Source organism: Jannaschia sp. S6380, from assembly GCF_023015695.1.
Taxonomy (GTDB): Bacteria; Pseudomonadota; Alphaproteobacteria; order Rhodobacterales; family Rhodobacteraceae; genus Jannaschia.
The window spans coordinates 1-23,556 of the sequence record NZ_JALKAS010000002.1 but is presented as its reverse complement, the minus strand read 5'-3'; the positions used below and the strand labels follow the sequence as shown (position 1 = coordinate 23,556).

The window sequence follows — 23,556 nt, the reverse complement described above, 5'->3', positions numbered from 1 at the left end:
TTGGACCGCGGGGATTGCTGGACCGATGGGAATGGAAAGAACCTGGCGGCGCCTGGAAGGGCAGGCGATGCGCACGCTGTGGCGCTTCATCGCGGCGCGGTCCGTGGACCGGACCGAAATGCTCTCCTCCGGGTCCTGCCTGATCCTGGCGCCCCATCCCGATGACGAAACGCTGGGCTGCGGCGGGTTGGCGATGCTCAAGCGCCGGGCCGGCGCGCGGGTCGATGTCGTGGTGGCCACCGATGGCGGGGCCACGGGCGCCGCGGACGGGCCGGCGGCATCGACCGACGTGACCCGCCTGCGCGAACGCGAGACGATCGCGGCCTGCGCGCTTCTGGATATCGACGCGGATCGCATCACCTTTCTCGGCCTGCCCGATGGCGAACTGGCCCGGCACGAGGGCGCGTTGCGCCGTCGCCTGTCGGACATCGTCGCGGAACTCCGCCCCGACCAGATCTACGTCTGCGCCGCCGCCGACGGACATCGTGATCACAAGGCGCTGGCGCGCGCGACGCAGGCGCTGGTTGATGACGGGATGGTCGCGGCCGGGGCCGTTCGCGAATACCCGGTCTGGTTCTGGGATTTCCGATCCTGGCGCCCGGAGGGTCAGTCCAACAAACGCGGTTTCCTGACGGGTCTGCGCGCGGCCTGGGTCGCGGCCAGACGGCTGCGCGTCGTGCACGTCTCCCTGGCCGGGCTGGTGGATCGCAAGCGCGCCGCGCTGGAATGCCACGGCTCGCAACTGGGGCCGACGCACGACACGCCGGAATGGGACGGCCTCCCGCAGCATTTCGTCGATTTCTTCCTGCGCGACCGGGAATTGTTCTTCGAAGCACACCCCCCGTCCGGCGAAAGCGGAGCATCGCGATGAGCGCGGGCGTCGCCCTAGTTACCACGGACACGCCGTTCGGGCGTCAGATGGCCGCGCGGCTGGACCGGGCGCTCTCGGACGGGCCGGACCCGCTCCGCGCCGTGCTGGTCAACCGCAAGCCGGCGAACGGGAACGGGCGGCGGCGGCTGCCGGGACTGAACCGGCTACAGCGGGCCGTGTTGCCCGACAAGCGCGTGGCGCACGCGGCCTGGCTCCTGCAGCAGCAGGCCGATGCCGCCTTCGAGATCGAGACCGGGCCGCTGCCCGACTGGCCCGAAACCTGCGTCGTCCGCGAAGCCTGCCCGAGCAGGATCAACGATGCCGACACCGTGGGCTGGCTGGCCGGGGTCGCCCCCCGCCTGCTGATCTCGGCTGGGGCGCCGATCCTGCGCGCGCCGATCCTGGCGGTGCCGCCGCTAGGCGTGCTGAACCTGCACAGCTCCCTCCTGCCGCGCTATCGCGGCACCCGGGCCGAGTTCTGGCAGGTCCATAACGACGACCTGTCGCATGCCGGCCTGACCGTCCACTTCGTCGATGCGGGCGTGGATTCAGGCGATATCGTCCTGCAGGTGCCCCTGCAGACCTCGCCGAGCGAAGGGCCCTGGATGATGCGCGCGCGCAACCAGATCGCGGCGCTGGAGGCCCTGCCCGAGGCCGCGCTGCAGGTGCTGGCCGGTACGGCGGTGCGGCGGCCGCAGGAACGATCCGACGAACGGCCCTACCGGTTCGCGGACATCACGCCGGCGGCGATCCGACGCGTCCTAATGCGGATGAAACGCGCATCCGTCAGCCGGTGAACCCGTCCCAGACGCGGGACATGTCGCGCCCCAGCAGATCGGACAACCCGGCATTCCGCGCCGAGAAATGCTGCGCCAGATAGGCGGCCGTATCGGCCCGCATCCGCGGTGGCCGTTCGGCGCGCAGCAGCCGCGGATTGACCTTGTGGAACCAGAGATGGTGCAGCTTGTGGTGGACCCGGTGCCGCAAGCCCGTCCGCCCACCCATGTGATTGCGATAGCGCCCGGAGATCAGGCCGCGCCCGATCCGGTTGGCGGCGCGATGAAGGCGCGGCATCTGCGGATAGGTGCTGCGGTTGAACCAGGTCTTCGCCTCGGCCAGGGACATCCGGGGCAGGTCCAGATAGTCGGTTGTCTCGTCGATGAAGGCCTGCTGGTCGGTCCTGAAATCCTCGAAGATCTGCACCTTGACCTGATCGGGGCCGAACGCATCCAAATAGCGGCGCAGATGCGGCGCATAGGTCGAGCCGAGCACGATCGAGCTGTGCTGCGTCAGCGCCTTCTCGAAGCTGCAGGCCAGCCGCGCCGTCCGCATCAGGTGCCAGTACTGCGAATACGCCCGGCGCACCGGATCGCGCAGAAGGAAGATCATTTTCACGTCGGGCAGGGCCGCCTGGATCCGCTCGGGCGCGGCGGCGGAGAACAGATAGGTGGTGGTGTCCTCGCCGATCCGGGGCTTGTCGCGGAACGGAGCGAACCGCGCCTCGTACCAGTCCAAACTCTTGCCCTCCGGGTCCTCGACGTCGAACCATTCCAGCCGTCCGTCCTCGACGAACAGGAAGTCGGGATGCACGATCGGATCGTCGGCGTCGAAGAAATTGATCTCGTTGTCGGGGATTCCGATGTCGGGATGCTGCCCCAGGATGAAATGCAGCGACGTCGTCCCGCATTTCGGGGCCCCGCCGATAATGAAATCCGGCAGGCGGGTCGCGGTGGGCTTGCTTGCATCGTTCATCGCGGGCATCCGGTTTCGTAAGACGACACGGCATCCGAACGTCGGGATTTCAGGCCTCTCCGGCCTATACGCAAAAGTGCCGGCGTCCAACCTGTCATTGCCATGGCCGCAAGCGCAGCGGGAGGCGCAGCGAATTCGCCACGGCCCGCCATCCGATGCGCGCATCCGGCATCCCGGCGGTGGCACGCGCCCCACCGCTGCGGATAGGGTGCCGGCGAACCGACCTCTATGCCCGGAGACCGCAATGGCTGGATCGAAGACACAGGAGGCGCCGGGCCATTCCCCGTCCGCCGACCGGGCGCCGCGCGTGAACGTCATCGGGATCGGCGCGCAGAAATGCGCGTCGTCCTGGCTGCACGCCGTCGCGGCCTCCCACCCCGACATCGCCGTGGCCGACCCCAAGGAGGTCGATTTCTTCAGCTACCACTTCGATCACGGCTATCGCTGGTACGAAGGGCATTTCGACCACGCGCGGCAGACGCCGGTCCGGTTCGAAAGCTCGCCCTCCTACTTCCATGACCCGCGCAGCCCGGCGCGGGCGCGGGCCTACAATCCCGACATACGGGTGGTGGTGCTGCTGCGCGATCCGATCCGGCGCGCGTTCTCGAACCACGCGCATGAGATCATAAAGGGCCACATCCCGCCGATCCCGTTCGAGGACGGGCTGCGCAACAACCCCGCCTATGTCGAGCAGGGCCTTTACGCGACGCACCTGTCACGCTGGCGCGACGCCTTCCCCGAGGAGCAGGTGCTGGTTCTGTTCGCCGAGGAGGTCTCGGCCGGGCCGGAGGACGCCGCGCGCCGCCTTTTCACGTTCCTCGGCGTGGATGCGGGCTTCGAGAGCGCGATCCTGCGCGAGCGCCGCAACGACAGCGACCGCGCGCGGATCCCGGCGCTGCGGACGGGCCTGCGCGCCGGCGGCGATTGGCTGCGCAGGCAAGGGATGGAGCCGCTGCTGTCGCGGATCAAGCAGGTCGGACCGGTCGCGCAACTGCTACAGGCCAACCGCATCGAGATCCGCGAGGAGATCCCGCCCATGCGCCCCGAGACACGCGAAAGGCTGTCCCGGACCTTCGCGGCCGAGATGGAGGCCCTGCGCGCGATGCTCGGCCGCGACGTCCTGCCATGGGACGCGCCCGGGCGATGAAGGCCCCAGGCGAGGTGATCGTGCAAGGCACCGGGCGGGGCAAGCTTCTGGTCTTCGGGTTCGATGCCAACGAGGCCGCGCAGCGCCGCCGGATCCGGGCCTATCTCGATTGCGGATTCGACGTCCTGGGCTTCACCATGCGGCGCAGCAACATGATCCACGATACGGTCCCGTTCTGGGACAATGTCGATTTGGGCCGGACGCGGAACGCGGCCATGGGGCAGCGACTGGGCGCGCTGGCCCGGGCCATCCCGATACTGCGCCGCCACCGGGACCGCATGCAGGGCGCGCACGCCATCGTGGCGCGGAACCTGGACATGCTGATCCTGGCGGCCGCGGCGCAGCGCATGATCCGGCCCCGGCCGCGGCTGATCTACGAATGCCTGGACATCCATGGCCTGATGACCGGCGACGGTCCGGCCTCGCGCGCCGCACGGGCGCTGGAGCGTCGGCTGCTGGCACGGTGCGATGCGATCGTCATCTCCTCGCCCGCGTTCCAGCGGGTCTATTTCGGTCCGGTCCAGGGCTGGACCGGCGAGACGCGCCTGGTCGAGAACAAGCTGTGGACCGGCCCAGATGGTCCCCACAGACCGAAGCCCGAGGCCCGGCCTCGCCCCAGGCCGACCGTGCTGGGCTGGGTCGGAACGCTTCGCTGTCCCGAAAGCCTCGATATCCTCGCCCGGACCGCGCGAGCGATGGGACCGGAGGTCGAGATCCGCCTGCATGGGATCGTCCATCGCCACGGCCTGCCCGATTTCGATGCCGTGCTGGCGGCCACGCCCAACATGACGTTCCACGGTCCCTATGCCTATCCGGACGGGTTGGCCGCGATCTATGCGGCGTGCGACGTGGTCTGGGCGCAGGACCTCTGGCAATGGGGCACCAACTCCACCTGGCTGCTGCCCAATCGGATCTACGAGGCCGGCTATTTCGGCTGCCCCTCCATCGCCGTCGCCGGAACGGAGACCGGCCGCCGCGTGGCCGACGCGTTCGGCTGGACGGTGTTTGAGCCTTCGGCCGAGGCGCTTGTCGCGCTGCTGACGGATCTTACGCCCGAAGCCCTGGGAGATCGCCGGCGCGCGCTACTGGAAATGCCCGAAGACACGTTCCGGCAGTCCATCGCCGAGGTCGGCGCTTCCGTCAGCTAGGCGGGGCGACCAGGTCGTCGCATTCGGCACCCCGTGGCGCCGTGCTCCGCCAACGCAGGGCGAGGACCGCCCCCGCCTCGCGGATTTCGACCGCGTAGCCCCGCGCGGCGAGGGGAGGGACCAGCCGTTCGGCCCATCCCCGCGTGCGCCAGAAATGCGGCGAGGTCACGAGCAACCCGTCCGGTTCGCAGCCGAGAACGGCGGACCAGGCCGCCGCCGTGCCGATCACCGGACGTCCCGTGCGGGTGTCGCGCCCAAAGTCGCGGGGCGGCGACAGCTCGCTGACCCGGCTGGGGCTGAATAGCAGGTCATAGGCCCCCAGATGGGCGAGGTGATGCAGCTCCCGCGTGGTGACGACGAAGGGGGCGTCCGCCCAGTCGCGCACGACTTCCGCCGCGCCGCGCCAGTCGCCACGCGCGGGCAGGCCGCGCCCCGCCGCCAGTTCCAGGCTTCGCGACCCGAACGGCGTCGCGAGCAGGATCACGATCATCGCCACGGCAAGCGTCGCCGCACGGCCTCGGCCACCGAACCGGCGCGCGACGCCGGCAGCCATGGCCGACAGGCCCAGACCCCAGATCACGAACAGGAACGGCATCGCATAGGACAGGTATCGCAGCGCCTTCATCCCGCCGAAGGAATGGACGACGAAACATACCGCGAAGGCCAGGCCGCAATAGACCGTCAACCCGGGGCGCACCCGGAAGGCGGCCAAGGCCAGCAGCGGCGTCACGTACCACAAGAGACCCCAGCCGCGTTCCATCTGGTCGAAGTAGAAGCCCTGGTAGTTGCGAAGCGCGGCCGCATGTTCCGGCGTCCAGCGATAGAAGGCCACCGCCTTGGCCCCCAGATCGGTGAGGATCGCGACGGCGAGCGCGCCCGCCGCGGCGGCGATCACCAGCACGGCAAGGGCAAGCGCCCGGCTGCGCGTCGTCGCGACCCGTGGCACCGATAGGGCGGCCGCGCCCGACAGCACCGCCGCGATGCCAATGATCGTGACGACCTGAAGCCGCAGCGCGACACCCCAGCAAAGCACCCCGAGGAGCGCGAACGCCAGACCGCGTGCGCGTTTGCCCGCCAGGATCGACACGGTCGCGGCGTACATGGCAATTGCGCCCGCCAGGAAGAACAGCACATGGAAGGCGTAGAACCGAGCCAGCTGCGCCTCGATAATCGCCTGCGGCCACAGGACCGCGAAAAGGCCCGCCAGGGCCGCCGGCCAAGGCCCCGCCGCCCGCGCGACCCAGAGGACCAGAAGCGCCGGGATCGCCGCCCCGGCCAGCACCGAGATCAGACGCGCGGTGCCCAGACCGTTACGGCCCGTCAGTTCGAACAGACCGGCGATCATCCGGGTGAACAGCAAGCCGCGCCGGTACTCCCCCTCGAGGATGGCGGGATGCCCCGTTTCGACCAGGCCGCGCGCGGCGAGGAGGTGATAGAACTCGTCGAACTCCCCCGGTGCGCCCAGAAGGCCCACGCGAAACGCCATGGCGAAGGCGGCCGCCACCAGCACCGCCGCGATGATCCAACGGCCTGTTCGATCCATCGCCATCGTCACGTCCGGCCCGACCCTTCGTTGCCGCCACGCGCCACAGGCCCTAGCGTTGCCATGGACGGATCGAGGTGCCCGGGGCGATGCCGAACACGTTGGCCCATATCGGAATACAGGCCGTGATCACGCGCGGCACGATCGCGGCGGCCCCGCCGGGATGGATCTGGCTGGGTTGCATTCTGCCTGATCTGCCCTGGATCGGCCTGCGGTTGCTGCGCGCGCTGCCGGTCGCGCCCCCGGTCCATGACGCGCGTCTCTGGGCCGTGGTCGCCAGCAGCCTGCCCTTCTGCCTGCTGGCGGCGGGCGCCCTGGCCTGCCTCTCCCGTCGACCGGCCCGGATCTTCGCGATTCTGGGCCTCGGGGCGGCGCTGCACCTGATCCTGGACGCCACGCAGGCGAAATGGGGAAACGGCGCGATCCTGTGGGCGCCGTTCGACTGGCGCCCGGTCAGCCTCGCATTCTACTGGCCCGAGGATCCGACGACTTTGGTCCTGTCGCTCCTCGGTCTGGCGGTGTTCGCCTGGGCCGTCGCGTTCTGGCGCAAACCCGCGCGCCTGGCGGGCGGCCGGCGGCGTCCACTCCTTGCCGGGGTGCTCGCGCTCCTCTGCGGTGTGGGGATTGTCGTCGCCATGCCGCTGGCCGAACGCGCGGACCCGCACGGGATCGCCACGCTGCGGGGTACGGACACGCGGGCGGGACGCTGCATCGCCTTCGACCGCGCCCGCGTGGGGCCCGATGCCGACGGCCGCACCGTCCTTCACGTCTGGACGGGGGAGGCATTGCGCATCGCGGATGGCGCCCTGCCCGACCCACCGGCGACGATCTCCGTGCAGGCATGTTTCACCACGGCCGACACCGTCCGCATCCGCGCGGCGCATGTCCACGTCGGGGGGTGGCGCGACCGGATGTCCTATGTCGGCCTCGCGCTGATCGGGCTGTGGTGGGCCGCGGTGGGATACGGAAGGCTTCGACACCGGCGGTTCACGACCGCGCGCCGATCGGGCGGGCCGGGACGCCGCCCATGATCGCGTTCGGGGCGACATCGCCCGTGACGACGCAACCCGCGCCGAGGATGGCACCGTCGCCCACCCGGACCCCGTCGAGGATCTTGACCCCGGCGCCGACCCAGACGTCGCGCCCCAGCACGACCGGTCCCTTGGTCTCCAGCCCCTGATCGACCATCGGCCCGGCGCCCAGGGCATGGCGATACCGCCCCCCGCCCAGATAGCATTGTCCGGCGATGATGGCGTGATCCCCGATCTCGATCCCCGAAACGGCGGCCAGCGTGCATTGCGTGCCGATGGAACAATCGCGCCCGATCCGCAGATAGCCCTGCTTGACCACCAGGATCGTATCGCGCGCGATCAGCGTGCGGTCCCCGATGACGAAATCGGCCCGCCCGGCCGTGCCCCGCGCATCCAGCGCGCAGCCGTCATCGATCGTGACGTGGTCGCCCAGCCGCATCCAGCCCGGACAGCGCAGCGAGATGTTGCGGCCGAAATTGGTGCCCCGCCCGGCCGATCCGAACAGACCCGGAAACAACACCTTCCGCAGCGCGAAGCCGAGCGCCCCGCCGACGCCCGCCGCGAAGGTCATCGCCAGTTCGTAGCGCAGGAAATGCCCCGCCCCGCCGCGCCCGACGAAGAACGCGCGATACTTCGCCAGCGGCGAGCCCGGTGCCGAGAGGGAGGCGACGACGCGGTCCTTTTCCGGGGCCTCGGGCATCGCCCCTTGATCCGGTGGCGTCATCGCGCGACCTGCGCATCCCGCAGGACCTGCACGAAGCGCGGCGCCAGCAGACGGGCCGCCGTTTCGGTCAAGTGGTTGGTGTCGCGAAACAACGGAACATCCTCCAGCAACAGGTCGCAGACCGTTTCGTCGCACAGAATTCCGTCGATTCGTAGGGCGAGAAGGTCGTGGCGCTGCACGATCTCGTCATATCCTGCGATGATCGTTGCCGTCCGGTCGTCAAAGCGGGTGCGGGCGATGGATAGGTCACCCGGATCACCGCCGCGCACGAGAGCCCGGGCGGCGGCCTCGGGCACGTGCTGTTCGGCCTCGGGCAGGGGATAGACGAGCAGGACCTGCTTGCCCGACGCGCGCAGGCGCCCGACCGCCGCGTCCAGCCGGTCGAGGTAGAAGGCCGTACGGTCGGCGCCGTCGGGCAGCGGCCCGGCGCGCGGCCCGATCAGGAGCGGGCTGCGGTTTCGCTCGGTCAGGCTGTAGTCGGGCCACCCCTGGGCGTAGAGCTGCGCGCGAAGGGTGTAGATCACCAGCTCGACATCGGGGTCCGCCAGCACCCGCTCGAACGTGGTGTCGACATAGGGGCCGCAATCATGCTCCTCGCCGATCCAGTAGACCTGGAAGTCGGGGAAGTTCGGGCAGCCCCGATGCGCCAGCATCTCGACCGTCAGCCCCAGTTCCTGCCCGGCGAGATCGAGCGCGGGGACATAGGCCGGCCCGTGGCTGTCGCCCAGCAGCACCACCGGGGCCGGGCCGCCGGCGGGGGCACCGAACAGGCACGGCTCGCTCCAGTCCTTGCCGTTCTGGCGCCGCTCGCAGGCGCGGGCGGCGGCGTGGCGATCCTCGGCGAAGGCGGCCAGCAACTTGGCCTCGGGCGGCAGGCGGAAGGGCAGGCCGGTACCGACGACGGGCACCAGGCCGATGGCGATGACCGCCACCATGGCCGCGCCCGCACCCGCGAACACCGTACGCCGGCTGCCGAAGGTCGGACGCCGAAATGGACGCTCCACGAAGCGGAAGCTGAGATCCGCCAGAAGCAGCGACAGCGCGAAGAGGCCCAGCGCCTCCAGCGGGTCGGGCATGTCGAGGAAGACGTAGAGGAAGAACACGACCGCCGGCCAGTGCCAGAGGTAGAGGGAATAGGAACGTCGGCCGATCCAGACGGGCAGGGTCGATCCGAGGAGACCGCCGATGCGCGTCCCGCCCGATGCACCCGCATGCAGGACCAGCGCCGTGCCCAGCACCGGCAGGGCGGCGGCGACGCCCGGAAAGGCTGTCCCCTTGTCGAGTATCACCGCCGCCAGAAGGATCATGACCAGCCCGAGCAGCGCCGCACCTTCGCGCAATGCGCGCCCGCCGAAGGCCGGAACGAGGCCCAGTGCCAGCAACGCACCCACGCCCAGTTCCCATGCGCGCCAGGGCAGCAGGTAATAGGCCGCGGTCGGGACGGTGGCCGTGGTCAGCGCGCTGAGCACAAAGGACGCCAGCGTCAGCCCGCCGATCCAGAAGACCGGGCGTCGCCCGAGGCGGGCCAGTGCCATCAGAACGAGGGGCACGAACAGATAGAACTGCTCCTCGATGGCCAGCGACCAGGTATGCAGTAGCGGCTTGGTATAGGCGGCGGCGTCGAAATACCCCGCCTCGAGCCAGAAGAGTATGTTCGATGCGAACACGGTCGCGGCCACCGCGCTCTGCCCCGCGTCGCGCAGGTGATGCGGCAGGAAGACCACGGTCGCCGCCGCGAGGCTGCCGGCGATGACGACGAACAACGCGGGCAGGATGCGGCGGATCCGACGCTCATAGAAATGCAGGAGCGAGAAGGTGCCCGCCGACAGCTCGCGCTGGATGATCGAGGTGATGAGGAAGCCCGAGATCACGAAGAACACGTCGACACCGACGAACCCCCCCGGCATCCAGGGCTGGCCGAAATGGAAGGCCAGGACCGGCAGGACGGCGACCGCGCGCAGGCCGTCGATATCGGCGCGATAGCTAAGCGACATGCGCGCCTCCCGCGCTGCGGGCCGGCCACGCCCGTCCGCGCCACCCATGGCCGGCCGTCATGCCGTGTCCGCCACGCGCGGCGGCCGCGCGGTGCCGCGCCGCAGGGCATAGACGATGCCGCCGAACAGACCGGCGGTCAGGATGGCGCCGAACTCCGCCCAGGCGAAGGCCAGCGCGTGGTCGCGGTCGACACCCCAGAGGCCCAGCAGCAGGATGAAGATCGCTTCGCGGATGCCGATGGCGTTGATCGACAGCGGCGCCATCATCGCGAAGATCGCGACCGGCACGATCGCGAAGAAGGCACCATAGGACACGCCCAGATCCAGCGCCTGGGACAGAACGAAGTAGAAGGTCACCACGTTGATCTGCAGCAGGATCGACAGGCCGAGGCAGGGCAGCACCACGCCCCGGGCGCCGTCGAAGGCGCGCAGCCCGTCGGCGATGCGCCGCAGTTTGGCGGGCATGCGCGCGGGCCAGGGGATGCGCCCCGGCATCAGAAGGGCCCCCAGGCCGCCCCCCACGACGGCGAGGCCGATCCCGACATAGAGCCAGAACCCGGGCAGATCCTCGACCACCTGCCGGATCGACAGCGCGGCGATCGCCACGAAGCCGATCAGCGTCAGCAGACCGAACAGGCGGTCGACCACCAGCGAGAGCGCCGAGAACCCCGGCGTGGCCCCCGCCCGCCAGGCATCGTAGCTGCGGATCGCGTCGCCGCCCACGACCGAAGGCAGGAACTGCCGGAAGAAGAACGCGCTGACGGTGGAACCCCAGAGATAGCGGAATCCCGGCCGGACGTCGCGCACGGCCAGCAGTCGCTGCCACCGCATCGCGACGATCGCGGCGCCCAGCAGTTGCATCGACACCGCCAGCGCCAGCAGGGCCGGATCGGCGCCTGCCAGGGCGGCGAAGACCGCGGACAGATCGGCTGACCGGATGATCCAGACCAGAAGCGCCGCGCAGAGCGCGAGCTTGACGCCACGCATCAGAAGACGGCGCGACCGCCCGGACGCCGTCGCCGTGCCGGACCCGCCGGTCGGCATCATCGCGCCGGTTTGCGGCGAATCGCCTGTGCCGACTGGTTCAGGATTGGTCCGATCGGCCATGGTGACTCGACTTTCTTCGTCGGAACGCCATATCACAAGTAGGTTTGCGGAATCGCCCCGCCTTTGCGGAAAGGCTCGAATGCTAAGGATCATTGCGCTCGGATACGGAACGGCCCTCGCGTCGGCGGTTGTCCTATGGGCGGCCTTCGGCAGTCCGGCATGGCTCGCCGTCCTGATATTCTGGATCGGCGGCGCGGTCCTGACACTCTCGATTGCCTGGGTCGCGACACGTCGTCCGCCGGTTCGGTCGGCCCGGATCGCCCCGCGCCGACCAGATAGATGGGACGTCGCGGGTCTGGCCCACGACTCCCGCGGCGACCTCTAGTACGCGCCCGGCGCCCGACCCCGCAGAACCATCATCGCCGTGCGGAAGATGATCGCGACATCCTGCGACAGCGTCCAGTTCTGGATGTAGGCGCTGTCCTCGGACACTCGCGAGTCGTAGGACCCGTTGGACCGCTCGCCGATCTGCCATGGGCCCGTCAGACCCGGACGCACCGAGAGATACAGGCTGCACGCCGTGCCGTAACGCTGCAGTTCCGCCTCGACCACGGGGCGCGGACCGACAAGGCTCATATGCCCCATCAGCACGTTCCAGAGCTGCGGCAGCTCGTCGAGGCTGGTCGCGCGAAGCACGTGTCCAATGCCCTTCAGGATGCGCGGATCGTCCTTCAGCTTCTGATTCGCGTCCCATTCGGCACGCACGGACGGGTCGTCACGCAACAGTCGGGCAAGCTGGACATCCGCATCCTTGACCATGGTACGGAATTTGAGGCAGCCGAATCGGTCGCCTCCCCGGCCCACGCGTTCATGTGCGAAGATCGCCCCGCCCCCGTCGCGCCACATGATCAGCAGAGCGATGATCGCCATCAACGGCGCCAGCAGGAAAAGAAGGACGAGTGAAAAAACGATGTCCAGAGAACGCTTTACCGCGTGCTTGGTCGGCGAGATGCGCGGCCCTCGGCGCGCGAAGTCACCCTCGCTGCGAATATATTCCATGATCCAACCCCCCCGGGTCGATTGAAAACTGCTCAAAACAAGAAAGCCACCGACCTGCCCCTGCCGCCGCATGACCCCACTCACGCCGAAATTGCGGCGTTAAGACTTTATTTACCCATTTGGCGGACCTCACAACTGAGGATTTCGTGACCGCTCTATATGTTGTGTGAAACAAATCGTTCTATTCAATATGTTGTAAGCTTCCGGTCATTTTTTTGCCTCGAAGTCGCTGCAATCACGTCGGCGGACATCCGCGCAAGCCCGAATCATCGTGCCAGTCGGCGGGAGATTGCCTCCGCCAGCTGTCGCATCAGGCGCGGGGCTGCCGATGGCCGCGACGCGAGCGCGCGGATCGCCGCAGCCGGTCGGCGCGTCTTCAACGCCACCATGATATCCTCGGCCGTCGACAGCGATGCCAATCGATGCCGCCGCCGCCGCATCAGCCGCTTGACCCCCGCATGCGCACCATGGCGATCCATAAATGCCGCATCCGCGCGGTCCAGGGCGCGTGCGTGGTCCGGGTTCAGGCGCGCCGAGATCGAACCCGTCTGACGCGTGTAGCGATACCGCGCCTCGGGCAGCGCCCAGAGCCGACCGCCCTGTGCCAGCAGGGCCGCGATCAGGTGGAAATCCTCGCCGTTTCGCAGGGCGGTGTCGTATCGGATGCCGTGCCTGTCGAGAAAGGCACGCCGCAGCACCGGCTTGAGATAGCCCAGCGACGGCTCCCCCGGCCGGGCCTGGCACCCGGCGAGGAACCGCTCCAGCGACCAGGCCTCCGGCCCCTGCATGTCAAGCGGCGCGAGATGTGTGGGGCCGAGCGGGTGCCCCGCCGCGTCCACCGGCTGCAGGTCGTCGAACACGGCATCGGCCCCGCGCGCTTCGCCCAGCGCGATCATCGCGGCCAGGCGATCGGGCGCCATGGTGTCGTCGGCATCCAGGACGGCCACCCATTCTCCCCGCGCCACCTCCAACGCGGCGTTGCGGGCGGCCGAGGGGCCGCCGTTGCGTGTCAGCCGCAGCACGCGGATGCGTGGGTCGTCCCGTGCCAGTTCCTCCGCCCGCGCGAAGGTGTCGTCGGGCGAGGCGTCGTCGACGATCACCACCTCGACCGTCACGCCGGTCTGGGCGAGCGCGCTCCCGACGCTCCGGGGCAACTGGTCCGCCGCCTTCCATGCGGCGACGATCACCGTTGCCTTGATCTCACTGCTTGTCATACGGTTTGGCCGACTTTCCTGGTAGATGCGTCCCCATGATCACGAGTGTCCCCGCGCGCGTCCAGCGCGCAAGTTCCCGCCTCTGCGGCGTCCTGCGGTCGGGGGCGTTCTGCGCCCTTCTGGCGGCGGCGTTCGTCTCGCCGGTCGATGCCGCGCCCGAAGGGGCGTTCCTGTCCCGCTTCGTGGCGGGCGAACGGCTGGATGACGGATGGCAGGTCAGTCATTTCACGATCCGGTCCAATGGTTTCCGGACCGCATGGGTTCGCGATGCCGTCGGCTGGTTCGACGACGCGCTGAGCCTGTCGCTGGTTCCGTCGCCCGACGAGGCGGAGACCGAATTCCACGGCGCCGAGGTCCAGCGCAGGCTTCGCACCCATTACGGGCGCTACGAGGTGGAGATGACCGCAGCCCGCGGCGAGGGCGTCATTTCCAGCTTCTTCACCTATACCGGCCCGTTCTACGGCGATCCGCAGGACGAGATCGACCTGGAGTTCCTGGGCCGTGACACCACCCGGGTCTGGGTGACCCGCTTCGCCAAGGGCGCGCCCCTGCCCGGGCAATGGGTCGATCTGGGCTTCGACGCGGCCGAGGGCTCGCATGTCTATGCGTTCGACTGGTCGCCGGAGGAGATCGTCTGGTACGCGGACGGGCGCGAGCTCTTCCGCGTCCATGCCGACGACACCGCGATCCCGGACATCCCGGGACGGATCATGTTCAACATCTGGGCAGGCGGCGAAGCGCAGGCCGACTGGTCCGGCGTGGCCCCCGGCGACGTGAAGGCGCGCGCGCTCTACCGCTGCGTGTCGTATCGGCCGCCGGGCTCCGACGCGCCGATGTGCTCCGACGGGGATGTCGGCGGATGAACCGCGAGGCGCCGCACGTCACCGTCGTCATCGCCGCCTGGAATGCCGCGGCGACGCTGGACCGCGCCATCGACGCGGCCCTGTCGCAGACCGTTCCGGTGGAAATCGTCGTGGTCGACGACGCCTCGACCGACGGCACTGGCGACCTGGCCGCGCGGCGCGCGGCCGGCGATGCGCGCCTGCGCGTGCTGCGCCAGCCGCGCAACCTCGGCCCATCGGCCGCGCGCAACCGCGCCATCGCCGAAAGCGGCGCGCCCTGGATCGCGGTTCTCGATTCGGATGACTGGATGGAACCCGACCGCCTGGCCCGTCTGTCTTCGATCGCGGCAGAGACGGGCGCCGACATGGTGGCCGACGATCTGTGGAAGCAGGTCGACGGGGCGCCTGACGCCGAACGGACGCGCATGCTGTCGGACACCGAATTGGGCCGGATGGAGGTCGACGCGGCCGCTTTCGTGCGCGCCAACCTGTCGTCCCGGCATGGCGGGCGGCGCGAGATGGGGTTCCTCAAGCCGTTGATGTCGCGCGCCTTCCTGGAACGCCAAAACCTGACCTACGTCCCCGAGATCCGGCTGGGCGAGGATTTCGTCCTCTACACCCGGGCCCTGATCGCCGGTGCGCGGTTCATCGTCACCGATCCGCATGGATATGTGGCGACCGTTCGCGCGAACTCCCTCTCGGGCGCCCATCCGACCGCCGCCCACGCGCAACTGATCGCCGCAGACCGCGCGATGCTGCGGACGCCCGACCTGCCCGGGGACGTTCGCGCGGCCCTGCACGCGCACATGCTGGAGCAGCAGAAGAAATGGGCGTGGCGGCGGATGATCGACGCCGTGCGCCGCTCGGACCCGCGCGCCGCCGCGGCCTGTTTCTGGGCGCCGCCGCGAGTGGGCGCCGATCTTCTGGCGCGCTTGGGGCGCGAGGCGATCGGCCGGATCGGTCCGTCGCGTTGAAGACGTTCGATATCCTCGTGGTCGCCGACCCCCGTTTCGCGGGCGGCAGCACCGCCGCGCTGGTGGCGGACGTCTCGGCGATGGCCGCGTCCGGCCTGAAGGTGGGCCTTCTCTTCGTGCGGTCCGGCTATCTCGACGACGCGCGCGATCCGGCCAATCCCAAGGCGCTGGCCCTGCGCGACCTGAACGGGGTTATCGCCCTGTCGCCCGGGATCTCGGCGACGGCGCCGCTGGCCTTCCTGCACCACCCCCTGGTCTTCGCACGCGGGATCGAGGAACGGGCCGACCTGCGGGCCGACCGTGCCGTTCTGGTCGCGCATCACACGCCGTTCCGGGCCGACGGGTCGCTGGAATACAACCCGCTGGGCGCGCTGCGTCGGGCCCGCGCGGCGCTGGGGCTGAACGCCTGGATCGCGCCCGTCTCGGCCGTTGTCCGCGCGCAGATCGCCGGGTTCGCGCCCTTGCTGCGGCAGACATCCGAGGACTGGCCCAACATGTTCGACCCGGCCGACTGGCCGGTCCTGCGGGCGCCGTTCGACGGCGGCGACGTGGTGATCGGCCGGCACGGGCGGTCGGACCCGCTCAAGTTTCCAGCCACGGGGCCGGAGATCGATGCCGCACTGCCGGCCGGTCCCGGCCTGCGCGTCCGGGTCCTCGGCTGCCCGGCCGCGGCGTTGGCCGCGCGCGGCGCCCATCCCGACCGGTGGGAGGTGCTGTCCTTCGGGGCCGAGCCGGTGGTCGATTTCCTGAACTCGCTCGACATCTTCACCTACCACTACCACCCCGCCCTTCTGGAGGCGTTCGGACGCACCGTGGTCGAGGCGGCGCTCTGCGGCAGGCCGTGTCTGCTGGACCCGCGCCTGCAAGCGACCTTCGGCGACCTGGCCCAGTACTGTACCCCGGCCGAGGTGCGGAACGCCGTCGCCCGGATCGCGTCCGACCCCACCGCCGCGCGGGATCGGGCCGAGGAGGTGCGCCGACGCATGGCCACGCGGTTCGGCGCCGCCGGCCTGACAGACCGGCTGGCGCGTCTGCGCGACGACCCGGGCGACGCCTCCCGCGCGGGGGTGGTCACGCCGCCGCTCGTGCTGGCACGCAAGCTGGTGGGGCACTATCGTCGGCGCCTCGCCGGAGCCGATGGATGAACGAGACCTGAACGAACCATGCCCGACCTCTCCTCCCTGAACCGCCTTGGTTTGCGGCTTGCCCTTCCGCGCCTGCGACGGATGCCGGCCCGGCCCGGCGCGCCCCTTTTCGTAATCGGATCGGGGCGCAGCGGCAACACGCTGGTCCGGCGTGTGCTGATGGCCTCGGGGCAGATCTACATTCCGCCCGAGACCTATGTGCTGGGCGACATCATCGAGGGCTGGCCCCGCACGGCGCTCCTGCCTTGGCGCGAGCGCGTCTGGCTGTTCTGCGCCCAATTCGAGAAGCACCGCCATTTCGTCACCTTCGGCCTGCCCGACCTGAACGACTTCGCGGCCCAGGCGATCGAGATGGAGGACCGCCGCCTGCGCCCGCTGATCTCGGCACTGTTCGCCTATCTGGCCCGCGCCGCAGGATCGGACGCACCGCGCTGGGGCGACAAGACGCCGTGGAACGCGTTCCATCTGCCGGCCATCGCCCAGACTTTTCCGCGGGCACAGTTCCTGTGGCTGATCCGCGACGGGCGCGACGTGGCGCTGTCCTACGCCAAGGCCGGGCTGTTACCGGATTTCGCGGCCGGCGCGCGGCGATGGGCAAAGACGAACCGCGCCTGCGGGCAGTTCGCGCGCTGGTCGCCGAACCTGCGGCAATTGCGGTACGAGGCGCTGGTGCAGGATCCCGAACGCGAAATGCGCGCGGTCTTCGACTGGGCCGGGCTGGATTTCGCGCCCGAGATGCTGAACGCCGATGTGGGCGCGATGGGCGATGTGGAGCATCACGCGCATCACGCCGCCGTCGCGGCCCCGATCTCGCCCCGGTCGGTGGGACGCTGGCGCAGCGACCTTTCCCCCGCCGACCTGGAGACGGCACCCGCCGAATTTCGCAGGATGCTCGCCCGGCTCGGCTACGACTGAGAGGCCAGGCGGGGCACGATACGTTCGGACAGGAAGCCCAGCAGCTTGCGGCGATAGGCCTCCGGGCTGAACTCGGCCGCGACACGCGCGCCGGCGGCGCGGGACAGGCGTTCGCGGAGTGCCGGGTCCTCCAGCAACGCGACCAGGCCACGGGCCAAGTCGTCGGGCTCGGGCGCGACCAGCATCGCGATGTCGTCGTCCAGGACCTGCGTATGCGTCGGCAGGCGCGTGGCCAGCAGCGGGCGCCCGCTGTCGAGATAGGAATAGACCTTCATCGGCGTGTTCCGGCCCTTCGTGCGCGGCGAGACGACGATGGTCGCCTGGCGCAGGTAATCGCCGATCCGTTCCACCGGGCGGGGGCCGAGCAGGCTCACCCGGTCGTCGACGCCGAGTTCCGCAGCCAGGCGGGCGTGGTCGGCGACATGGCCTTGCGTGCCGCCGATGATGACAAGCCGCCCCGATGCGCCCTGCGCGCAGGATCGCGCGAAACCGCGGATCAGCAGGTCGACGCCCTGATACGATTCCAGGTTGCCGACATACATGACGACCGGTTCCGGGAACTGGCAGTCCTCGGGCGCGACGCCCGGGGGGGCGATCAGGGTCACATCCTCCAGCGTCTGGACCGGAAGGCCCGGAGCGTATCCCTCGACCGTCTCCTGCAGGGCGCGGCAGCAGGTGATGGCGCCGATGCTGGCGCGAGCTGCGCGCCCCTCGACCGCGGCGATGGCGCGACGCAGCCAGTCGGGCAGGCCGAACTTGTCGTCCATCTGCTCGGGGATGGAGCTGTCCATATCGTAGATGTAGGGCACCCCGAAGATCGGACGCAGCGCCATGGCGATGAACGCCGCCTCCTCGACCGCGATGACGAGGTCGTACCGCGTCCGCCGCATTCGCCGGACGGCGACGGCCGTCATGCCCATATCGGCGATGATCTTCTTGCCCGAGAACCCCGGCGGCATGTTCCGCGTGCCTGGCAGCGCGGGCACGCGGAACAGCCGGCAGCCGGGGATCTCGGGATCCGACCCTTCGGCATAGACGACCGCGTCGCAGGCGTGCCCGGCGCCGGTCAGCACCTGCAGCAGGGCCCGCACGGCGATGGGGGTCCCGCGCGACACGAAGAAAGGCTGCGGCGCCAGAACGAGGATCTTCATGCGCGCGCCCTTCGCACCGCGCGCAGGACGCGGGGATTCTTGATCGGCCCCGCGATGGGCGACAGGATCCGTTCCGCCCAGGCCGACAAGCGGGGCCTGCGCAGAACGCGGTGCAGAACCATGGGCAGCACGAACTGACCGACCTCCTCCTCGACCTCGAACCCGTGCCGGGCCAAGACCTCCGCGATCCGGTCCCGGTCGATCACGCGGAACCGGCGGGTGTCCCCCTCGATCATGCGCTTGGCGCCGAAGAAGCGCTGACCCAGCCAGCCGCGCAGCCCGCCGGCGGAATAGTCGACGACGACCGTGTCGCGCGACACGCGGCAGAGCTCGGCCAGGAATCCGGGCCAGTCGCGGACATGCGGCAGCGTCCGGATCGAGATGGCGGCGTCGAAACTGCGGTCGGGCAGCGGCAGCGCCATCAGCGGCCCGACCCAGACCTCGAACCCGTCGAGGGCGGGATCGCTGTCCGCCAGCCGGCCGCGGGCGGCCTCGCTGCTGACCAGCGCGGTGACGCGGTAGCCGGCGGCCGACAGCGCCGGCGTGACCTGGCCGTGCCCGCCGCCCACGTCCAGCACCGTCGAGATGCCGTGCCCGTCCAGAAGTTGCCGGATCGCGCGGCGCTGGACCGACAACAGCCATTCGCCCGTCGGGCCGGCGAAGCGGCGCGCGTAGCGTTCGGTGGAGGAGGCCAGATCCGCCGTCTCGGGCGGTTGGATCCGGGTGCCGGCGGCATCGAACGGATCGGCCGTGCCCAGCAGGTCGTCGCGGCTTTGATGGATCATTTTGTGGCAACCCGGTGGCCGTGGCACGGAGCATACCCGCGGGCAGCGAAGCGACGGAAACGGCAGGTGGATTCGGACATGGTCGGAACTCGTAAATCTCGGCAATCCCCCCCTTAGCACGGTTCCGCGGCGGCAAAATGGCCTTCGTCGACTTATTCGAGGCGGCAACGGGGTTGACGGGTGCAACCCCCGGCGGGGTAATGCGCCACCGACGAAGCCCATGCGCGCCCCGCGCGCCCCGCCGGGGACCGATGAGCCAGAAATTCCTCTACAATGTCGGCGCGCTGAGCGCTGCGCGGCTGTTCCTCGCGTTCTCGCAGATTCTGGTCCTGCCATTCGTCGCGCGCTTTCTGACGCCGCTCGATTTCGGCGACATGGCGCTGGCGATGGGCGTCGTGGTCTTCGCCCAGCTGCTCAGCGATGCGGGGCTTGGCCGGTCATTGATCCGGCAGCCGAAGATGGATCCGGCGGAGTGGAGCAGCGTGTTCTGGATGCTGGCCGCCGTGGGCGCGGGGCTGATGCTGGTGCTTCTCGCCGTGGCGCCGGTCTGGGGCGCGACCTTCGACCGGCCGCGGCTGGTGCCGCTGGTCGCGGTACTGGCCACGCTACCTTTCCTGAACGCGCTGGCCGCGATTCCGATCGCGCGCATGGAACGCGACGAGCGCTTCCCCGCAATCTCGGCCATCCGCGTGTCGGCCGGCCTGGCCGGCATCGTGGTGGTCCTGCTGGCCGCGGCCGCCGGCGCGGGGGTCTGGGCCCTTGTCGCCCAGCAGGTGACGCTGGCGTTGTGGCAGATGGCGGCGGCGGCGCTGACCTCCCGCTTCCGGCCGATGGCGCCGCGGAATTTCACGCCGCTGGGGCATCACATCCGCTTCGCCTCCGACAATATCGGCACCTCGCTTCTGTTCACCGGGCAGACGCAGGCGCCGATCCTGTTGCTGGGCTACGTACTGGGCGCGGCACCGCTGGGCGTCTTCTCGATGGCGCAGCGGTTCCTGACGCTGCCGCGCACGGGGGTGGCCGGCCCGGTGGCGCAGGTCGTCTATGTCCGCATGGCCGCGCGGCAGGACGAATCCGGGGCGGTCGCGCGATTGTATCTGGCCAGCTGCCAATTGCTGGCTATCGCGATCATTCCCCCGATCGCGGCACTGGCCGGCGCGGGAAACAGTCTTTTTCCCCTTCTTCTGTCGGCGCAATGGGCCGAGGTGGCACCGGTCTTCGCCCTCGCCGCGCCGGGCATCGCGATCGAACTTGCCACCTCGGGCGCGGGTGTGATGTTCCAGGCGCTGGACCGGACGCGCCTGCGTCTGCGCATGGCGGCCGAACGGACGGTGCTGCGCACGCTGGCCATCGCCGTGGCCGTCCCGTTCGGGCTGCAGGCGACGGCGCTGGCCATCAGCCTGTTCGCGCTGGCCTACACGCCACGCTACCTGGCCTGGGCAAATCGCGCGACGCCGATCCCCCGGACGGCCATCGCGCGCGTCATCGCCGGGCCGGCGGCCATCGGCATCGCGATCTGGGTCGGCCTGCGGATGGCGCAGGGGGAGGCGGACGCGCTGCAGATGCTGGCCCTCGCCATCGCCGCCACGGGGGTCGGCTGGGGCTTGGCCGCGCTGGTCGGGTTGCCGGATCTGCGCCGCAGCCTGCGCACCCTGCGGGGGTGATTCCCACGGTTTCGTGTCCGTCCCAGCGAAAAGTTGGGATTGCATGAAAATGGCGGAGTTGTGCTAAAGTCGTGGCGGGAATTCATGCGTCTGCACGCGGTGCCGGCGAACTATCATTTGTTATCAGTATTCTGGTCCGTCGATTTTGCGTGGCGGCCCGGGTCTTGGGGGATTTTTCATGGCGCAACAGGTCACTGATTCTTTCGACACGTTCGACTCCGACTTCTGGAACCGGTCCGATTTCGCCATCGCCGCCGATTTCAACCAGGCCGCCTGGGAGGCCGATCATGTCGAGATTTCGCCAGGTTTCCTGACGCTGCGGCTCAACGGTGACGACAAGGACGGCAAGCCCTTCACCGGCGCCGAGATCCAGTCCGAAGAGACATTCGGCTATGGCAGCTACGAGATGCGGATGCAGGCCTCGGGCGAATCGGGCGTGGTCTCGGCCTTCTTCCTGTTCACCTCGTCCTTCTTCGGGGCGACGCGTCAGAACGAGATCGATTTCGAGTTCCTGGGCAACGACACCACCAAGGTGAACCTCAACTACTACTACGGGAATCAGAAGCTGGCCGATTTCGGCGAGGTCCAGGTGGATCTGGGCTTCGACGCGGCCAGCGGGCTGCATGACTACCGCATCGAGTGGATGCCCGACGCGATCCGCTGGTTCGCCGACGACCGCCTGATCCACGAGATCCGCGCCGAGAACGCGCCGATCCCGCTGCCGGACGAGGACATGCTGGTATATGGCGACATCTGGACCGGCGCCGAAGGGCTCGAGGCCTGGCACGGCCCGGTCGATCCGAATGTCGACACGACGGCGATCTACGACGCCTTCTCCTTCAACGGCGCCGATATCGACCTGCCCGTCGACGCGACCGGCGCGGTGACCTTCGCGGGCAGCTCCGACGCGGTCGTCATCGACATGGGCGCCGGAACCTGGTCGGAGGCCGCGAAGGTCCTGTCCATCGGCGACTCGCTCACCGTGGGTTTCGTCGACGTGAACGACCCGACCGAGATCCCCGAGGAACGCGACGGCTATCGCAAGGACCTGTTCGACGACATCGTCGGCCAGGGCGGCTGGTTCGACTATGTCGGCATGAACCAGAACGGCCCCGACGACATGATCGACAGCGACCACAGCGCGGTGGGCGGCATCGCGCTGCGCGAGATCGTGGCCAATAACGGCTCGGCCGGCACGGCGGACCTGTCCGACAATCTCGATGCCTTCGCCCCCGACGTCGTCCTGCTGATGGCGGGGACGAACGATTTCAACAACGACGCCTCGCAGTTCTTCTCGAACCGGCATCCCGCGATCATGTCCAACATGGACAAGGCGATCGACCAGTTCCTCGCCATGGAAGGCAGCGAGGATTCCTGGCTCGTGATCTCCACGCTCGCGCCGAAGATTCGCCAGAACATCCCCGAGGAATTCGCCGCCTTCATCAACGAGGGCTATTCCACCGTCGGTGGTGACGAGGTCGTGGGCGATGCGGGCAACGGCACCTTCGTTCCCGGCCTGCGCGACCTGGTCGAGGGCCGCAACCTTCCGAACGTCCTTCTGTTCGACAACCCGCTCGACGTGAACGACCTGTCGACGGACGAAGTGCATTTCAAGGACTCCGGATACGTGGAATACGCCGCCGCGCTGTCCAGCTTCCTGCAGTCCGAGATCGGGCTGGAGGGCGGCACGTTCGACGGCGAATCGTCGTTCATGCAACTGACCACGCGCGTCGTCGGTAGCGACGCGGGCGACCGGATCACCGGCGGCACCGGCGACGACACGATCGACGGCGGCGGCGGCGCCGACCTCATCGACGGCGGCGGGGGCGCCGACACGATCGTCTTCGACGCAAGCGCGCTCGGCGGATCGCCGGACGTCGTGGCCGGGTTCTCGGTCGCGCAGGGCGACACCATCAACGTCTCCGGTATCGGCGCAAGCTTCGGCTGGACCCCGGCGCAGACCCTGGCCAACTTGATCCTGGCGGATCTGTCCGGCGGCGCGCAGATCACGGTCGCCACCCCATCGGGCGACGTGGTCATCGCGCGGGTGCAGGGCGTGACCGCATCCGAACTGTTGCCGGCCATCTCGGCCGATCCGCTGCCCTCGGGCGATGACGACGGCAACCTGGCCCTGACCGCGCCCGACCTGATCATCGACGCGGGCGAGGCATCGGCCGTCACGCTGACACTCTCGGGCCTCGACGCGGATGCGACGGCGGTGATTTCGGTCACGGACGGCACGACGACGCTGACCCAGGCGGCGAATGCCGACGGCGATTTCATCTTCGACATCTCCGCGCTCGACGAAGGCGCGATCCGTACCTCGGTCACCGCCACCGATGCTGGCGGCGCGAGCCTGACCCTGCCCGGCGCGACGCTCTCGCTCTTCGGCGACGGCCCCGACACCGGCGACGACGACGGCAACCTTTCGCTGTCGGCGCCGGATCTGGAGATCGACGCGGGCGAGGTCGGCGCGGTCGGCTTCACGCTTTCGGGGCTGGACGCGGACGCGACCGCCGTGATCACCGTCAGCGACGGCAGCGCCAGCGT

The 23,556-nt window shown here is 69.4% G+C and carries 20 protein-coding genes; 11 read left to right on the top strand and 9 right to left on the bottom strand.

The genetic code is table 11. From position 1 onward, the window contains the following. Nucleotides 1-31: 31 nt before the first annotated feature. Both MWU52_RS13130 and MWU52_RS13125 read left to right on the top strand, forming a co-directional pair. Nucleotides 32-871: a PIG-L family deacetylase gene (locus tag MWU52_RS13130; RefSeq protein WP_246952980.1), complete on the top strand. Its 840-nt coding sequence runs from the start codon at nt 32-34 to the stop codon at nt 869-871. Further along, nucleotides 868-1,668: a formyltransferase family protein gene (locus MWU52_RS13125; protein ID WP_246952977.1), complete on the top strand. Its 801-nt coding sequence runs from the start codon at nt 868-870 to the stop codon at nt 1,666-1,668. The genes MWU52_RS13130 and MWU52_RS13125 overlap by 4 nt, the downstream gene beginning before the upstream one ends. On the opposite strand, the gene MWU52_RS13120 is transcribed toward MWU52_RS13125, so the two are convergent. Then, on the bottom strand, nt 1,658-2,623 hold the full coding sequence (locus MWU52_RS13120; protein WP_246952976.1) for a sulfotransferase: 966 nt from the start codon (nt 2,621-2,623) through the stop codon (nt 1,658-1,660). The two genes, MWU52_RS13125 and MWU52_RS13120, sit on opposite strands and share 11 nt — an antisense overlap. Before the next feature lie 244 nt (nt 2,624-2,867). Between MWU52_RS13120 and MWU52_RS13115 the strand changes: the two genes are divergently transcribed. After that, nucleotides 2,868-3,770 (top strand): sulfotransferase domain-containing protein, encoded by a 903-nt coding sequence (locus tag MWU52_RS13115; RefSeq protein ID WP_246952974.1) that lies wholly within the window; start codon nt 2,868-2,870, stop codon nt 3,768-3,770. Then, the gene (locus tag MWU52_RS13110; protein ID WP_246952972.1) at nt 3,749-4,918 is read left to right on the top strand and encodes a glycosyltransferase; all 1,170 of its coding nucleotides are present in this window, start codon (nt 3,749-3,751) and stop codon (nt 4,916-4,918) included. The genes MWU52_RS13115 and MWU52_RS13110 overlap by 22 nt, the downstream gene beginning before the upstream one ends. On the opposite strand, the gene MWU52_RS13105 is transcribed toward MWU52_RS13110, so the two are convergent. Beyond that, a complete protein-coding gene (locus tag MWU52_RS13105; protein ID WP_246952970.1) occupies nt 4,911-6,467 on the bottom strand; it encodes a hypothetical protein in 1,557 nt (518 codons plus the stop codon). The two genes, MWU52_RS13110 and MWU52_RS13105, sit on opposite strands and share 8 nt — an antisense overlap. 83 nt (nt 6,468-6,550) lie before the next feature. On the opposite strand from MWU52_RS13105, the gene MWU52_RS13100 reads away from it, so the two are divergent. Next, nucleotides 6,551-7,492, top strand: coding sequence for a hypothetical protein (locus MWU52_RS13100; protein WP_246952969.1), 942 nt, complete (start codon nt 6,551-6,553; stop codon nt 7,490-7,492). On the opposite strand, the gene MWU52_RS13095 is transcribed toward MWU52_RS13100, so the two are convergent. From MWU52_RS13095 to MWU52_RS13075, 5 genes are all read right to left on the bottom strand, one after another. Further along, nucleotides 7,449-8,192: an acyltransferase gene (locus tag MWU52_RS13095; RefSeq protein ID WP_246952967.1), complete on the bottom strand. Its 744-nt coding sequence runs from the start codon at nt 8,190-8,192 to the stop codon at nt 7,449-7,451. The two genes, MWU52_RS13100 and MWU52_RS13095, sit on opposite strands and share 44 nt — an antisense overlap. Before the next feature lie 20 nt (nt 8,193-8,212). Continuing rightward, nucleotides 8,213-10,210: an acyltransferase family protein gene (locus MWU52_RS13090; RefSeq protein ID WP_246952965.1), complete on the bottom strand. Its 1,998-nt coding sequence runs from the start codon at nt 10,208-10,210 to the stop codon at nt 8,213-8,215. Nucleotides 10,211-10,267: 57 nt separating this feature from the next. Next, nucleotides 10,268-11,197: a lysylphosphatidylglycerol synthase transmembrane domain-containing protein gene (locus MWU52_RS13085; protein ID WP_246952963.1), complete on the bottom strand. Its 930-nt coding sequence runs from the start codon at nt 11,195-11,197 to the stop codon at nt 10,268-10,270. Between the two features lie 441 nt (nt 11,198-11,638). After that, nucleotides 11,639-12,388, bottom strand: a complete 750-nt coding sequence (locus MWU52_RS13080; RefSeq protein WP_246952960.1) for a sugar transferase — start codon at nt 12,386-12,388, stop codon at nt 11,639-11,641. 194 nt (nt 12,389-12,582) lie between these two features. Then, nucleotides 12,583-13,530 carry a glycosyltransferase family 2 protein gene (locus MWU52_RS13075; protein WP_246952959.1) on the bottom strand — a complete coding sequence of 316 codons (948 nt, stop codon included), beginning with the start codon at nt 13,528-13,530 and terminating at the stop codon, nt 12,583-12,585. Between the two features lie 35 nt (nt 13,531-13,565). Between MWU52_RS13075 and MWU52_RS13070 the strand changes: the two genes are divergently transcribed. From MWU52_RS13070 to MWU52_RS13055, 4 genes are read left to right on the top strand one after another with little or no spacing between them, the layout of a single operon-like run. Continuing rightward, nucleotides 13,566-14,393 (top strand): family 16 glycosylhydrolase, encoded by an 828-nt coding sequence (locus tag MWU52_RS13070; protein ID WP_246952956.1) that lies wholly within the window; start codon nt 13,566-13,568, stop codon nt 14,391-14,393. Continuing rightward, a complete protein-coding gene (locus tag MWU52_RS13065) occupies nt 14,390-15,346 on the top strand; it encodes a glycosyltransferase family 2 protein (RefSeq protein WP_246952954.1) in 957 nt (318 codons plus the stop codon). Before MWU52_RS13070 ends, MWU52_RS13065 begins: the two co-directional genes overlap by 4 nt. Beyond that, nucleotides 15,343-16,491 (top strand): glycosyltransferase family 1 protein, encoded by a 1,149-nt coding sequence (locus tag MWU52_RS13060; protein ID WP_246952952.1) that lies wholly within the window; start codon nt 15,343-15,345, stop codon nt 16,489-16,491. Before MWU52_RS13065 ends, MWU52_RS13060 begins: the two co-directional genes overlap by 4 nt. An 18-nt stretch (nt 16,492-16,509) precedes the next feature. Next, on the top strand, nt 16,510-17,406 hold the full coding sequence (locus tag MWU52_RS13055) for a sulfotransferase (RefSeq protein ID WP_246952949.1): 897 nt from the start codon (nt 16,510-16,512) through the stop codon (nt 17,404-17,406). On the opposite strand, the gene MWU52_RS13050 is transcribed toward MWU52_RS13055, so the two are convergent. Together MWU52_RS13050 and MWU52_RS13045 are read right to left on the bottom strand one after the other, a co-directional pair. Then, nucleotides 17,397-18,557: a glycosyltransferase family 4 protein gene (locus tag MWU52_RS13050; RefSeq protein ID WP_246952948.1), complete on the bottom strand. Its 1,161-nt coding sequence runs from the start codon at nt 18,555-18,557 to the stop codon at nt 17,397-17,399. The two genes, MWU52_RS13055 and MWU52_RS13050, sit on opposite strands and share 10 nt — an antisense overlap. Then, on the bottom strand, nt 18,554-19,342 hold the full coding sequence (locus MWU52_RS13045) for a class I SAM-dependent methyltransferase (protein ID WP_246952946.1): 789 nt from the start codon (nt 19,340-19,342) through the stop codon (nt 18,554-18,556). Before MWU52_RS13045 ends, MWU52_RS13050 begins: the two co-directional genes overlap by 4 nt. A gap of 251 nt (nt 19,343-19,593) precedes the next feature. On the opposite strand from MWU52_RS13045, the gene MWU52_RS13040 reads away from it, so the two are divergent. Together MWU52_RS13040 and MWU52_RS13035 are read left to right on the top strand one after the other, a co-directional pair. Then, nucleotides 19,594-21,006: an oligosaccharide flippase family protein gene (locus tag MWU52_RS13040; protein ID WP_246952944.1), complete on the top strand. Its 1,413-nt coding sequence runs from the start codon at nt 19,594-19,596 to the stop codon at nt 21,004-21,006. A gap of 178 nt (nt 21,007-21,184) precedes the next feature. Further along, a partial coding sequence (locus MWU52_RS13035; RefSeq protein ID WP_246952941.1) for a family 16 glycosylhydrolase occupies nt 21,185-23,556 on the top strand: 2,372 nt, incomplete at its 3' end.

Bases quoted from the DNA above. Each gene is read 5' to 3' on its own strand.
- MWU52_RS13110 (WP_246952972.1), top strand. From the start codon at position 3,749: ATGGGACGCGCCCGGGCGATGAAGGCCCCAGGCGAGGTGATCGTGCAA.
- MWU52_RS13095 (WP_246952967.1), bottom strand. From the start codon at position 8,192: ATGCCCGAGGCCCCGGAAAAGGACCGCGTCGTCGCCTCCCTCTCGGCA.
- MWU52_RS13075 (WP_246952959.1), bottom strand. From the start codon at position 13,530: ATGACAAGCAGTGAGATCAAGGCAACGGTGATCGTCGCCGCATGGAAG.
- MWU52_RS13120 (WP_246952976.1), bottom strand. From the start codon at position 2,623: ATGAACGATGCAAGCAAGCCCACCGCGACCCGCCTGCCGGATTTCATT.
- MWU52_RS13040 (WP_246952944.1), top strand. From the start codon at position 19,594: ATGAGCCAGAAATTCCTCTACAATGTCGGCGCGCTGAGCGCTGCGCGG.
- MWU52_RS13115 (WP_246952974.1), top strand. From the start codon at position 2,868: ATGGCTGGATCGAAGACACAGGAGGCGCCGGGCCATTCCCCGTCCGCC.
- MWU52_RS13070 (WP_246952956.1), top strand. From the start codon at position 13,566: ATGATCACGAGTGTCCCCGCGCGCGTCCAGCGCGCAAGTTCCCGCCTC.
- MWU52_RS13050 (WP_246952948.1), bottom strand. From the start codon at position 18,557: ATGAAGATCCTCGTTCTGGCGCCGCAGCCTTTCTTCGTGTCGCGCGGG.
- MWU52_RS13085 (WP_246952963.1), bottom strand. From the start codon at position 11,197: ATGCGTGGCGTCAAGCTCGCGCTCTGCGCGGCGCTTCTGGTCTGGATC.
- MWU52_RS13130 (WP_246952980.1), top strand. From the start codon at position 32: ATGGAAAGAACCTGGCGGCGCCTGGAAGGGCAGGCGATGCGCACGCTG.
- MWU52_RS13055 (WP_246952949.1), top strand. From the start codon at position 16,510: ATGCCCGACCTCTCCTCCCTGAACCGCCTTGGTTTGCGGCTTGCCCTT.
- MWU52_RS13065 (WP_246952954.1), top strand. From the start codon at position 14,390: ATGAACCGCGAGGCGCCGCACGTCACCGTCGTCATCGCCGCCTGGAAT.
- MWU52_RS13045 (WP_246952946.1), bottom strand. From the start codon at position 19,342: ATGATCCATCAAAGCCGCGACGACCTGCTGGGCACGGCCGATCCGTTC.
- MWU52_RS13125 (WP_246952977.1), top strand. From the start codon at position 868: ATGAGCGCGGGCGTCGCCCTAGTTACCACGGACACGCCGTTCGGGCGT.
- MWU52_RS13105 (WP_246952970.1), bottom strand. From the start codon at position 6,467: ATGGCGATGGATCGAACAGGCCGTTGGATCATCGCGGCGGTGCTGGTG.
- MWU52_RS13090 (WP_246952965.1), bottom strand. From the start codon at position 10,210: ATGTCGCTTAGCTATCGCGCCGATATCGACGGCCTGCGCGCGGTCGCC.
- MWU52_RS13100 (WP_246952969.1), top strand. From the start codon at position 6,551: ATGCCGAACACGTTGGCCCATATCGGAATACAGGCCGTGATCACGCGC.
- MWU52_RS13080 (WP_246952960.1), bottom strand. From the start codon at position 12,388: ATGCGGCGGCAGGGGCAGGTCGGTGGCTTTCTTGTTTTGAGCAGTTTT.